Origin of the sequence: Streptomyces achromogenes, assembly GCF_030816715.1 — a bacterium.
In the GTDB taxonomy this organism is placed as follows: domain Bacteria; phylum Actinomycetota; class Actinomycetes; order Streptomycetales; family Streptomycetaceae; genus Streptomyces; species Streptomyces achromogenes_A.
On sequence record NZ_JAUSYH010000001.1, the window covers coordinates 7586909 to 7599320 of the forward strand.

The 12412-nt window shown below is 71.1% G+C and carries 10 protein-coding genes; 9 read left to right on the forward strand and 1 reads right to left on the reverse strand.

The window, feature by feature from the left end:
• Positions 1-76: 76 nt before the first annotated feature.
• The 8 genes from shc (at position 77) to QF032_RS33975 (ending at position 9133) form a co-directional block, all read left to right on the forward strand.
• On the forward strand, positions 77-2101 hold the full coding sequence (shc, locus tag QF032_RS33940) for a squalene--hopene cyclase (protein WP_307059051.1): 2025 nt from the start codon (positions 77-79) through the stop codon (positions 2099-2101).
• The gene (locus tag QF032_RS33945; protein ID WP_306947277.1) at positions 2101-2742 is read left to right on the forward strand and encodes a 5'-methylthioadenosine/S-adenosylhomocysteine nucleosidase family protein; all 642 of its coding nucleotides are present in this window, start codon (positions 2101-2103) and stop codon (positions 2740-2742) included. Before shc ends, QF032_RS33945 begins: the two co-directional genes overlap by 1 nt.
• Positions 2743-2747: 5 nt before the next feature.
• Positions 2748-3770 (forward strand): adenosyl-hopene transferase HpnH, encoded by a 1023-nt coding sequence (gene hpnH / locus QF032_RS33950; RefSeq protein ID WP_306947275.1) that lies wholly within the window; start codon positions 2748-2750, stop codon positions 3768-3770.
• A 4-nt stretch (positions 3771-3774) separates the two neighbouring features.
• Positions 3775-4950, forward strand: a complete 1176-nt coding sequence (ispG, locus tag QF032_RS33955; protein WP_307059053.1) for a flavodoxin-dependent (E)-4-hydroxy-3-methylbut-2-enyl-diphosphate synthase — start codon at positions 3775-3777, stop codon at positions 4948-4950.
• 30 nt (positions 4951-4980) lie between these two features.
• Entirely contained in the window at positions 4981-6903 is a 1923-nt protein-coding gene (dxs, locus tag QF032_RS33960) for a 1-deoxy-D-xylulose-5-phosphate synthase (RefSeq protein ID WP_307059055.1), read from the forward strand.
• Positions 6900-8285: an aspartate aminotransferase family protein gene (locus tag QF032_RS33965; RefSeq protein WP_307047769.1), complete on the forward strand. Its 1386-nt coding sequence runs from the start codon at positions 6900-6902 to the stop codon at positions 8283-8285. Before dxs ends, QF032_RS33965 begins: the two co-directional genes overlap by 4 nt.
• A gap of 96 nt (positions 8286-8381) precedes the next feature.
• Complete coding sequence (locus QF032_RS33970) at positions 8382-9014, forward strand: helix-turn-helix domain-containing protein (protein ID WP_307059057.1); 633 nt, start codon at positions 8382-8384, stop codon at positions 9012-9014.
• Positions 9011-9133 carry a DUF6126 family protein gene (locus QF032_RS33975; protein WP_057583803.1) on the forward strand — a complete coding sequence of 41 codons (123 nt, stop codon included), beginning with the start codon at positions 9011-9013 and terminating at the stop codon, positions 9131-9133. The genes QF032_RS33970 and QF032_RS33975 overlap by 4 nt, the downstream gene beginning before the upstream one ends.
• 8 nt (positions 9134-9141) lie before the next feature.
• Here the strand turns inward: QF032_RS33975 and QF032_RS33980 are convergent, their stop codons facing one another.
• Positions 9142-9939: a tyrosine-protein phosphatase gene (locus QF032_RS33980; protein ID WP_307047773.1), complete on the reverse strand. Its 798-nt coding sequence runs from the start codon at positions 9937-9939 to the stop codon at positions 9142-9144.
• Between the two features lie 223 nt (positions 9940-10162).
• Between QF032_RS33980 and QF032_RS33985 the strand changes: the two genes are divergently transcribed.
• Positions 10163-12238 (forward strand): alpha-galactosidase, encoded by a 2076-nt coding sequence (locus tag QF032_RS33985; protein ID WP_307059059.1) that lies wholly within the window; start codon positions 10163-10165, stop codon positions 12236-12238.
• The last annotated feature ends 174 nt before the right edge of the window (positions 12239-12412 follow it).

Below are 12412 nucleotides of genomic sequence, written 5' to 3' on the forward strand. Positions count from 1 at the left end.
GCGAGGAGAGAGAGCACCGGCCGACGGCGGACCCACAGCAGACGCAACGCCATGCACACTGCACGAAGGGGAAGCCATGACAGCGACGACCGACGGAAGCACCGGGGCGGCCCTGCCGCCCCGGGCTGCCGCGGCCAGCGAAACCGCCCTCACCGTCCCCGTGGCGGCCGGGGTACAAGAAGCCGCCGCCCGCGCCACGCAACGCGCCACCGACTTCCTGCTCGCCCGGCAGGACGCCGAGGGCTGGTGGAAGGGCGACCTCGAGACGAACGTCACGATGGACGCCGAGGACCTGCTGCTCCGCCAGTTCCTGGGCATCCGCGACGAGGCCACCACCCGGGCCACCGCGCTCTTCGTCCGTGGCGAGCAGCGTGAGGACGGCACCTGGGCGACCTTCTACGGCGGCCCGCCCGACCTCTCCGCCACCGTCGAGGCGTACGTCGCCCTGCGGCTGGCCGGCGACGAACCCGACGCGCCCCACATGGCCCGGGCCTCCGCCTGGATCCGCGACCAGGGGGGCATCGCGGCCGCCCGGGTCTTCACCCGGATCTGGCTGGCCCTGTTCGGCTGGTGGAAGTGGGAGGACCTGCCCGAACTGCCGCCCGAGCTGTTGTTCTTCCCCAGATGGTTTCCGCTGAGCATCTACAACTTCGGCTGCTGGGGCCGCCAGACGATCGTGCCGCTCACCGTCGTCTCGGCGAAGCGCCCGGTGCGCCCGGCGCCGTTCCCGCTCGACGAGCTGCACACCGACCCGGCGAACCCGAACCCGCCCCGACCGCTTGCCCCCGTGAACAGCTGGGACGGCCTCTTCCAGCGGCTCGACAAGGTGGTGCGCGGTTACCGGCGGGTCGCGGTGCGCAGGTTGCGCAGGGCGGCTCTGAACTCCGCCGCCCGGTGGATCGTCGAGCGTCAGGAGAACGACGGCTGCTGGGGCGGTATCCAGCCGCCCGCCGTGTACTCGGTCATCGCCCTGCACCTGATCGGCTACGACCTCGGACACCCCGTGATGCGGGCCGGGCTGCGGTCGCTCGACCGTTACGCGGTGTGGCGCGAGGACGGCGCCCGGATGATCGAGGCCTGCCAGTCACCGGTGTGGGACACCTGCCTGGCGACCATCGCGCTGGCCGACGCGGGAGTGCCCGCCGACCATCCGCAACTGGTCAAGGCCGCCGACTGGATGCTCGGCGAGCAGGTCGTGCGCCCCGGCGACTGGTCGGTGCGACGGCCTCAACTGCCGCCCGGCGGTTGGGCGTTCGAGTTCCACAACGACAACTACCCGGACATCGACGACACCGCCGAGGTGGTGCTCGCCCTGCGCCGGGTCGCACACCACGACCCGGAGCGGATGGACCGCGCCATCGCGCGCGGTGTGCGGTGGAACCTCGGGATGCAGTCGAAGAACGGCGCGTGGGGGGCCTTCGACGTCGACAACACCAGCCCGTTCCCCGACCGGCTGCCGTTCTGCGACTTCGGCGAGGTCATCGATCCGCCGTCCGCCGACGTCACCGCCCACGTGGTCGAGATGCTGGCCGTCGAGGGGCTCTCGCACGACCCGCGCACCCGGCGCGGCATCACCTGGCTGCTGGCCGAACAGGAGCCGGAGGGCTCGTGGTTCGGACGTTGGGGCGTCAACTACGTCTACGGCACCGGGTCGGTGGTACCCGCCCTCACCGCGGCCGGACTGTCCCCACAGCATCCCGCGATCCGCCGGGCGGTGGCCTGGCTGGAACGGGTGCAGAACGACGACGGCGGCTGGGGCGAGGACCTGCGCTCCTACCGGGACCCCGTCCGCTGGAGCGGCCGGGGCGCCTCGACGGCCTCGCAGACCGCGTGGGCCCTGATGGCGCTGCTGGCGGCGGGGGAGCGGGACTCCCAGGCCGTCGAACGCGGTGTCGCCTGGCTGGCGGCGACACAGCGGGAGGACGGCTCCTGGGACGAGCCGTACTTCACCGGCACCGGCTTCCCCTGGGACTTCTCGATCAACTACCACCTCTACCGGCAGGTCTTCCCGCTGACCGCACTGGGCCGGTACCTGCACGGAGAGCCGTTCAGCAAGAAGCCCTCCCCGCACGCGGTGTCCGTCGAGGCCGAGGGGAGCTGATGAGCGCGCAGCCCGTCCCGGCCCCGCTGCTGATCGCCTGCGCGCTCGGCATCGAGCACCTCGCCCTGCGCCTGGGCGACCGCAGCGGGGCCGACGGGCCGGTCACCGTCCTGCGGACGGGAATGGGCCCCAGAGCGGCCGAACGCTCCGTCACCCGGGTGCTGGCCGGCCCGGTGCTCGGCGGGGCGGCCGTGCTGGCCACCGGCTTCTGCGCCGGTCTCGCCCCCGGCATGCACCCCGGCGACCTGGTCGTCGCCGAGGAGACCCGGGACCCGCGCGGCCGGGTGCCCTGCGTCGGCGTCGACCTGCTGGTCAAGGAGCTCGTGCGGATTCTGCCGGGCCGCACCGTGCACACCGGCCCGCTCACCGGCTCCGACCACGTGGTACGCGGACCCGAGCGGGCCGACCTGCGCGCGACGGGCGCGATCGCGGTCGACATGGAGTCGGCGTCCACCCTCCTGAGCGCCGTGCGCGCCGAACCGCGCCCGGTTGCGGCCGTACGGGTGGTCGTGGACGCTCCTGAACATGAACTCGTCCGGATCGGCACGGTGCGCGGTGGAATATCGGCTTTCCGCGTCCTTCGCTGCGTCCTGCCTGCTTTTTTCGAATGGCACCGTAATGTTCTGCTCCCCCGGAGGTGAGCCACATGGCCATGCCGCTGCGCCAGTCCATCAAGGTCGCTACATACCTGGCTGAACAGAAGCTCCGCAAGCGGGACAAGTTCCCGCTCATCGTCGAGCTGGAACCCCTCTTCGCCTGCAACCTCAAGTGCGAGGGCTGCGGCAAGATCCAGCACCCGGCGGGAGTGCTCAAACAGCGCATGCCGGTCGCCCAGGCCGTCGGCGCGGTGCTGGAGTCCGGCGCGCCGATGGTGTCCATCGCGGGCGGCGAGCCCCTGATGCACCCTCAGATCGACGAGATCGTCCGGCAGTTGGTGGCGAAGAGGAAGTACGTGTTCCTCTGCACCAACGCCATGCTGCTGCGCAAGAAGATGGAGAAGTTCACGCCTTCGCCCTACTTCGCCTTCGCCGTGCACATCGACGGACTGCGGGAGCGGCACGACGAGTCGGTGGCGAAGGAAGGCGTCTTCGACGAGGCCGTGGCGGCCATCAAGGAGGCCAAGCGGCGCGGTTTCCGGGTGACCACCAACTCGACCTTCTTCAACACCGACACCCCGCAGACCATCGTCGAGGTGCTCAACTTCCTCAACGACGACCTCAAGGTCGACGAGATGATGATCTCGCCCGCCTACGCCTACGAGAAGGCGCCCGACCAGGAGCACTTCCTGGGGGTGGAGCAGACCCGCGAACTGTTCAAGAAGGCGTTCTCGGGCGGCAACCGGCGTCGCTGGCGGCTCAACCACTCGCCGCTGTTCCTCGACTTCCTCGAGGGCAAGGTCGACTTCCCGTGCACCGCGTGGGCCATCCCGAACTACTCGCTGTTCGGCTGGCAGCGCCCCTGCTACCTGATGAGCGACGGATACGTGCCCACGTACCGCGAACTCATCGAGGAGACCGACTGGGACAAGTACGGCCGCGGCAAGGACCCCCGCTGCGCCAACTGCATGGCGCACTGCGGCTACGAGCCGACCGCCGTCCTCGCCACCATGGGGTCGTTGAAGGAGTCCCTGCGCGCGATGCGCGAGACCGTCAGCGGAAACCGGGAGTGAGGCGATGACCGCCGTCGACCTCGGCGTCCCCGGGATGCCGGTCCGGCCGGTGGCCGAGCGCCGCAGGAGCCGGCAGATCCAGGTCGGCTCAGTGGCGGTGGGCGGAGACGCGCCGGTGTCGGTGCAGTCGATGACCACGACCCGCACGTCGGACATCGGCGCCACGCTCCAGCAGATCGCCGAGCTCACCGCGTCCGGCTGCCAGATCGTCCGCGTGGCCTGCCCGACGCAGGACGACGCCGACGCCCTGTCGACGATCGCCCGCAAGTCGCAGATCCCGGTCATCGCCGACATCCACTTCCAGCCGAAGTACGTCTTCGCCGCGATCGAGGCGGGCTGCGCGGCGGTCCGCGTCAACCCCGGCAACATCAAGCAGTTCGACGACAAGGTGCGGGAGATCGCGAAGGCGGCCAAGGAGCACGGCACGCCGATCCGTATCGGTGTCAACGCCGGTTCGCTGGACCGCCGGCTGCTGCAGAAGTACGGCAGGGCGACCCCTGAGGCGCTGGTGGAGTCGGCGTTGTGGGAGGCGTCCCTCTTCGAGGAGCACGACTTCCGCGACATCAAGATCTCGGTCAAGCACAACGACCCGGTGGTGATGATCGAGGCGTACCGGCAGCTCGCCGCGCAGTGCGACTACCCGCTCCACCTGGGCGTCACCGAGGCGGGTCCGGCGTTCCAGGGCACGATCAAGTCGGCGGTCGCCTTCGGCGCGCTGCTCTGCGAGGGCATCGGCGACACCATCCGGGTCTCCCTGTCGGCGCCGCCGGTGGAGGAGGTCAAGGTCGGCAACCAGATCCTGGAGTCCCTGAACCTCAAGCAGCGCGGTCTGGAGATCGTCTCCTGCCCGTCCTGCGGCCGCGCCCAGGTCGACGTCTACAAGCTCGCCGAAGAGGTCACGGCCGGTCTCACCGGCATGGAGGTCCCGCTGCGCGTCGCCGTCATGGGCTGCGTCGTCAACGGCCCCGGCGAGGCCCGCGAGGCCGACCTCGGCGTCGCCTCCGGCAACGGCAAGGGCCAGATCTTCGTGAAGGGCGAGGTCATCAAGACCGTCCCCGAGTCGAAGATCGTGGAGACCCTCATCGAGGAGGCCATGCGGATCGCCGAGCAGTTGGAGCAGGACGGGGCCGCGACCGGGGTCCCCGTGGCCACGGGGACCCCGGCAGTGACGGTGAGTTGAGGCAGGGCACGGACCGAGAGGGGGACCGACGTGACGATCCTGGAGACCATCCGGCAACCACGCGACCTGAAGGCGCTTTCCGAGGCGGAACTCGGTGAACTGGCGGACGAGATAAGAGAGTTTTTGATCCACGCGGTCGCCAGGACCGGTGGACATCTGGGGCCCAACCTGGGCGTGGTGGAACTGACCGTCGCCCTGCACCGGGTGTTCGAGTCGCCGGACGATCGCATCCTGTGGGACACCGGCCACCAGAGCTATGTGCACAAGCTTCTGACGGGCCGTCAGGACTTCTCCAAGCTGCGCGGGAAGGGCGGCCTGTCCGGCTACCCCTCGCGCGAGGAGTCCGTCCACGACGTCATCGAGAACAGTCACGCCTCCACCGCGCTGGGCTGGGCCGACGGGCTCGCCAAGGCGCGCCAGGTGCGGGGCGGGAAGGGTCATGTGGTCGCGGTCGTCGGCGACGGCGCGCTCACCGGCGGCATGGCCTGGGAGGCGCTGAACAACATCGCGGCCGCCAGGGACCGTCCGCTGATCATCGTCGTCAACGACAACGAGCGGTCGTACGCGCCCACCATCGGCGGCCTCGCCCACCACCTGGCGGCGCTGCGCACGACCGACGGCTACGAGAGGGTGCTGGCCTGGGGGAAGGACGTCCTGCTGCGCACCCCGCTGGTCGGGCACACCGTCTACGAGTCCCTGCACGGCGCGAAGAAGGGCTTCAAGGACGCCTTCGCCCCCCAGGGCATGTTCGAGGACCTCGGTCTGAAGTACGTCGGCCCGATCGACGGGCACGACGTCAAGGCCGTCGAGTCCGCGCTGCGGCGGGCGAAGCGCTTCCACGGGCCGGTGCTGGTGCACTGCCTGACCGAGAAGGGCCGCGGCTACGAACCCGCCCTCGCCCACGAGGAGGACCACTTCCACACCGTGGGCGCGATGGACCCGCTCACCTGCGCCCCGCTCGCGCCCGCCGGCGGGCCGTCCTGGACGTCCGTCTTCGGCGACGAGATGGTGTCGATCGGTGAGGAGCGCGACGACGTCGTGGCGATCACCGCGGCGATGCTGCACCCGGTGGGGCTCGGCAGGTTCGCCGAACGCTTCCCGGACCGCGTCTGGGACGTCGGCATAGCGGAGCAGCACGCGACGGTGAGCGCGGCGGGCCTGGCGACCGGCGGCCTGCACCCCGTCGTTGCCGTCTACGCGACCTTCCTCAACCGCGCCTTCGACCAGCTGCTGATGGACGTGGCGCTGCACCGCTGCGGGGTGACGTTCGTCCTGGACCGGGCCGGGGTCACCGGCGTCGACGGGGCGTCCCACAACGGGATGTGGGACCTGTCCGTGCTCCAGGTCGTGCCCGGACTGAGAATCGCCGCCCCGCGCGACGCCGACCAGCTCCGCGCCCAGCTGCGGGAGGCCGTCGCGGTGGACGACGCGCCGACGGTGATCCGCTTCCCCAAGGAGTCGGTCGGACCCGAGATCCCGGCGGTCGGCACGGTGGGCGGCATGGACGTCCTGCACCGCGCCGACCGGCCCGAGGTGCTGCTGGTGGCCGTCGGCGTGATGGCTCCGGTGTGCCTGCGGGCCGCCGAGCTGCTGCGGGCGCGGGGGGTCGCCTGCACGGTCGTCGACCCGCGGTGGGTCAAACCCGTCGACCGGGCCCTGCCCGGTCTCGCCGCCGAGCACCGGCTGGTGGCGGTCGTGGAGGACAACAGCCGGGCGGCGGGCGTCGGATCGGCGGTGGCGCTGGCCCTCGGGGACGCCGAGGTCGACGTGCCCGTCCGGCGGTTCGGCATTCCGGAGCAGTTCCTCGCGCACGCCAAGCGCGGCGAGGTGCTCGCCGACGTCGGTCTCACGCCCGTCGAGATCGCCGGCCGGATCAGCGCGAGCCTGGCCGTGCGGGGCGTCACGTCCGCCGACGGTCCGCTCGCCGGCACACTCGAGGAGAAGCCCGAATGACCACGGAGTTCGACCTCGGCGCGCTGCTGGCCGAGCGCGGCGCCGAGCGCTACGAGCTGCACGGCAGGTATCTCAATCACCAGCTGCCGCGCATGCTGCACACCCTCGGCTTCGACAAGGTCTACGAGCGGGGCGAGGGCGCCTACTTCTGGGACGCCGAGGGCCACGACTACCTGGACATGCTCGCCGGGTTCGGGGTGATGGGCCTCGGCCGTCACCACCCCGTCGTCCGCAAGGCGCTGCACGACGTCCTCGACGCGGGGCTCGCCGACCTCACCCGTTTCGACTGCCAGCCGCTGCCGGGGCTGCTGGCCGAGAAGCTGCTCGCGCACAGCCCCCACCTGGACCGGGCGTTCTTCGGCAACAGCGGCACCGAAGCGGTGGAGACGGCGCTGAAGTTCGCCCGGTACGCCACCGGCCGGCCCAGGATCCTGTACTGCGACCACGCCTTCCACGGGCTCACCACCGGCTCGCTGTCGGTGAACGGCGAGTCGGGCTTCCGGGACGGCTTCGCCCCGCTGCTGCCCGACACGGCGGTCCCCCTCGGCGATCTCGACGCGCTGGCACGGGAGTTGAAGAAGGGTGACGTCGCCGCCCTGATCGTCGAGCCGATCCAGGGCAAGGGGGTGCACGAGGCGCCGCCCGGCTATCTGCGTGCGGCCCAGGAACTGCTGCACAAGCACAAGGCGCTGCTCATCGCGGACGAGGTGCAGACGGGCCTCGGGCGGACCGGCGACTTCTACGCCTACCAGCACGAGGAGGGCGTCGAGCCGGACCTCGTGTGCGTGGCCAAGGCGCTCTCCGGCGGCTATGTGCCGGTCGGGGCCACCCTCGGCAAAGACCGGATCTTCAAGAAGGTCTACTCCTCGATGGACCGGGTGCTGGTGCACTCGGCGAGCTTCGGCTCCAACGCGCAGGCCATGGCGGCCGGGCTCGCCGTGCTGTCCGTCATGGAGAACGAGCAGATCGTGGCGAACGCCCGGGCCACCGGCGACCTGCTCAGGACCCGGCTGGCGGCCCTCGTCGACACGTACGAGCTGCTGGCCGACGTCCGCGGTCGGGGTCTGATGATCGGCATCGAGTTCGGAAAACCCAGATCGCTGAAGCTGCGCGGCCGCTGGACGATGCTCCAGGCGGCCCGCAAGGGACTCTTCGCGCAGATGGTGGTCGTGCCGCTGCTGCAACGCCACCGGATCCTCACCCAGGTCTCCGGCGACCATCTGGAGGTGATCAAGCTGATCCCGCCGCTGATCGTCGGGGAGCGGGAGGTGGACCGGTTCGTCGACGCCTTCACCGCGGTGATGGACGAAGCGCACAGCGGCGGCGGACTGATGTGGGACTTCAGCAAGACCCTGGTCAAGCAGGCGGTCGCCAACCGCTGACGCCCCGACCGCTGACGCCGTCGGCGGCAGCGCCGCCCGTTTTGCCTCTGAGGCAAGAGATTTGCCGCAGAGGCAAAACGGGCGTCCAATAAAGGCATGAGCTCAACCGAGTCCGAGCACCCGGCTCAACAGCCCGAGACGCTCTCCGCCGTCGCCCCGCAACTGCGCGACCTGCGCCGCCGGGCCGCCCTCACCCTCGAGACCGCCGCCCGGGCGGCCGGGCTCTCGCCCGCGCATCTCTCCCGGCTGGAGACCGGGCAGCGGCAGCCCTCGCTGCCGATGCTGCTCGCTCTCGCCCGCGTCTACGGTACGACGGTCTCGGAGCTGCTCGGCGAGACGGCCGCCGACCGGGACGCCGTGGTGCGCGCCGCCACCATGGAGCCGACCCGCGCGGGCGGGTGGACGTACTGGCAGACCGGCGCCTCCGGGCGGGCGATGCAGGCCCTGCGGGTCCACGTCCCGTACGGGGCGCAGGGCGACATCGTGCGGGTGCACCCCGGCGAGGAATGGCTGCACGTACTGCGCGGGCGGCTGCGGCTGCGCCTCGCGGACACCACGGAGCTGCTCGGGCCCGGTGACAGCGCGCACTTCGACTCGCTCACCCCGCACCGCATCGCCGCCCAGGACGCCGACGGGGTCGAGCTCCTGTTCGTCCACACCCTGCTGCAGAGCCCCACGGCCACGCTGTGCCTGGGCCCCAACCCGTCGGAGACCGGAGTGACGTCATGAGCGACATCGAGGAGAAGTTCCCCCGCACCCTGTGGATCCGGCTGATCATCTACATCGCCGTCGGACATCTCTTCGCGGGGTTCCTCTGGCTGCTGTTCGAGGTGGGCGCCAAGCAGTAGCGCGGCCGTCAGTCCAGGAGCCGCTCGCGCAGTCGGGCGCGGGTCTCGGGGGAGAGGCCGAGGCCCCGTTCCAGATAGGCGTCGACGCCGCCCCAGGTCTGCTCCACGGTCTCGAAGGCCGCCTCGAGATACTCCGCGCGGGCGTCGAAGAGCGGGCCGAGCAGTTCCATGACCTCGGGGGAGTAGGCGGCGGCCGAGGTGGCGCTGCGGCGCACCTTGTAGCGGCGGTGCTTGGCGTTGGACTCCAGGTAGTCGCCGAGGATCGCCTCGCGCTCCACGCCCACGGCGAGCAGCGTCACCGCGACGGACAGGCCCGCGCGGTCCTTGCCCGCCGCGCAGTGCATCAGCGCCGGCACGCTGTCCTCGGCGAGCGCGTGCAGCACCTGTGAGTGCTCCGCCGTGCGCTCCGTGACGATCCTGCGGTAGGAGGCGATCATCCGGCCGGCCGCCTTGCCGTCGCCGAGGATGCCGCGCAGCTGGTCGATCTCGCCGTCCCGCACCATCTTCCAGAACTCGGCGCCGTCCGCCGGGTCCGACAGGGGCAGGTTCACGTTGCGCACGCCCGGCAGTTCGACGTCCGGGCCCTCCAGCTTCTGGTCCGCGGTGTTGCGGAAGTCGAAGACGGTGTGCAGGCCCAGGCCGGCGAGGAACGCCGCGTCCTCGTCGGTCGCGTGCGCGAGGTGGCCGCTGCGGAACAGCACGCCGTGGCGCACGCGCCGGCCGTCGACGGTCGGCAGACCCCCCACGTCCCGGAAGTTGCGCACGCCGGCCAGCTCGGGCTCGGTCGACGGGATCTGCTGCGTCACGGGGGCTCCCTCCCAGTCGGTCCGCGTCGGCGCGGCTCGTGGTGGCCGACAGGACCTCCTCGACCATACGACACGGGTCGTCGGGGCAACGCGTCGTCCGCAGGCCGGCCGGTCGGGCGTCCGCCCAGGTGGGGCGTCGTCCGCCGGAAGTTGCCGGACGGGCCGACCGCGTCCGATGATGTTGACGCTTGATCGCACCTGTTCGTATCAGTGGGGGTTTTTGATGCCCGAGATCGCCGACGCCGGCCGCACCTGGGTCCTGTCCGGGCCCACGAGCAGTTATGCCCTCCACCTGACCGAGGCCCACGAGCTGGTCCATCTGCACTGGGGCCCGCGCATCGCGCTCGCCGACGCCGAGGCGCTGGCCGCGCTTCCCTGGTCGGAGCGGGGCGCGTCCTTCGAGTCCCCGCTCGACGGCCGCGAGGAGTACCCGGTCGAGGGCGGCCCCCGGTTCGTCCGGCCCGCCCTCTCGGTGCGCACCGACGAACGCCGCGGCACCGAATGGACCTTCGAGGCGCACGAGCGGGACGGCGACGAACTGCGGCTGCGCTTCCGGGACGCCGGCCTCGCCGTCACCCTGCACTACCGGATGCGCGGCGACGTCGTCGAGCGGTGGACGACCCTGCGCAACGAGGGCGAGCAGCCGCTGGAGCTGCTCCGCGCGGACTCGGCCACCTGGACCCTGCCCGAACGGGACGACTGGCGGCTGTCGCAGCTGCACGGCCGCTGGGCCGCCGAGTCGCGGCTCGCGCGCACCCCGCTCGGCCACGGCGAGACGGTCATCGGCAGCCGCCGCGGCCACACCGGCCACCAGCACCTGCCCTGGGTCGCCCTCGACACCGACGCCACCGAGGAGCGCGGCGAGGTCTACGGCTGCGCCCTCGGCTGGTCGGGCTCCTGGCGGATCGCCGTCGCCCGGCTCCCCGACGCGCGTGTGCAGATCACCGGCGGCGCCGGGTACGACGACTCGGGCCTGCTGCGTCTGACGGCGGGCGAGTCCTTCGCCACGCCGGTCTTCGCCGGCCTGTGGAGCGACGCCGGCTTCGGCGGGGCGAGCCGCGCCTGGCACGCCTACCAGCGGGCGCATGTGGTCCCGGACGCCGAGCGGGACCGGCCGGTGCTGTTCAACTCCTGGGAGGCCACCTACTTCGACATCTCCGAGGAGCAGCAGGCGACCCTCGCCCGGCGCGCCGCGGCGATCGGCGTCGAGCTCTTCGTGGTGGACGACGGCTGGTTCGGGGCCCGCACCGGCGACCATGCCGGGCTCGGTGACTGGCAGCCCAACCCGGACCGCTTCCCGAACGGGCTGAAGCCCCTCGCCGACTACGTGCGCGCCCTCGGCATGCAGTTCGGCATCTGGGTCGAGCCCGAGATGGTCAACCCGGACAGCGACCTCTACCGGGCGCACCCGGACTGGGTGCAGTTTCAACCCGGACGAAAGCGGACGGAGTTCCGCAATCAGCTCATGCTGAACCTCGCGCGTGAAGACGTCCAGGAGTACCTCTGGGAACAGCTCGACGGGCTGCTGTCCAGCGCACCGATCGACTACGTCAAGTGGGACTTCAACCGCTGCTTCACGGACGCCGGCTGGCCGGACGACCCCTATCCGCAACGCCTGTGGGTCGACCACGTACGGGCCCTGTACGGCCTCCTGGACCGGCTGCGGGCGGCCCACCCGGGCGTCGCCTTCGAGTCCTGCTCGGGCGGCGGCGGGCGCGTCGACCTGGGAATCATGAGCCGCACCGACCAGGTGTGGACCTCCGACAACACCGACCCGCTGGACCGGCTCGACATCCAGCACGGCTTCAGTCAGATCCACCCCGCACGGGTCATGGCCGCGTGGGTCACCGACAGCCCCAACACGCAGCTCAACGGGCGGGTCAGCTCGCTGCGCTTCCGGTTCGTCAGCGCGATGGCCGGGGTGCTCGGCGTCGGCGGGGACCTCGCCGAGTGGAGCGAGGAGGAGCTCGCCGAGGCGCGCCGGTGGGTGGACTGCTACAAAGACATCCGCACCCTCGTGCAGCAGGGCGACCTGTATCGGCTGCGTCCGCCGGCGGGCGGCCTGAGCGCCGTCCAGTACGTGCTCGGCGACGAGACGGTCGTCCTCGCCTGGCTCCCGGCCCAGCGGTTCGGCGAGCCCGTTCCGGCGCTGCGGCTGCGCGGACTCGACCCGACGGCGTCGTACGAATGCCGTGAAACAGGTGAAATCCACCGAGGTGCGGTACTCCTGCATCACGGGATGCGCACCGGACTGCGGGGCGACCTCGATGCGACGGTTATCCGACTGCGTCGTATCTGAGGGTTCTGTCCGAATTGGAATCTTCGTTCCAACTCGCCCTGGAATAGGAAAAGGTGGAGAAGCGTCACGTGAGCAGCGTCATATCCGTGACCGTACGTCGCCCGTCATGCTCACGTAATTCATGCGGATTTCCGGGGCGCTTGACCCGATAGGGCCTTTTGGGCTCACGGAGCG

Coding starts and splice junctions, on each gene's coding strand:
- ispG (WP_307059053.1), top strand. CDS start 3,775: ATGACCGCCGTCGACCTCGGCGTCCCCGGGATGCCGGTCCGGCCGGTG.
- QF032_RS33975 (WP_057583803.1), top strand. CDS start 9,011: ATGAGCGACATCGAGGAGAAGTTCCCCCGCACCCTGTGGATCCGGCTG.
- QF032_RS33970 (WP_307059057.1), top strand. CDS start 8,382: ATGAGCTCAACCGAGTCCGAGCACCCGGCTCAACAGCCCGAGACGCTC.
- QF032_RS33965 (WP_307047769.1), top strand. CDS start 6,900: ATGACCACGGAGTTCGACCTCGGCGCGCTGCTGGCCGAGCGCGGCGCC.
- shc (WP_307059051.1), top strand. CDS start 77: ATGACAGCGACGACCGACGGAAGCACCGGGGCGGCCCTGCCGCCCCGG.
- hpnH (WP_306947275.1), top strand. CDS start 2,748: ATGGCCATGCCGCTGCGCCAGTCCATCAAGGTCGCTACATACCTGGCT.
- QF032_RS33985 (WP_307059059.1), top strand. CDS start 10,163: ATGCCCGAGATCGCCGACGCCGGCCGCACCTGGGTCCTGTCCGGGCCC.
- QF032_RS33945 (WP_306947277.1), top strand. CDS start 2,101: ATGAGCGCGCAGCCCGTCCCGGCCCCGCTGCTGATCGCCTGCGCGCTC.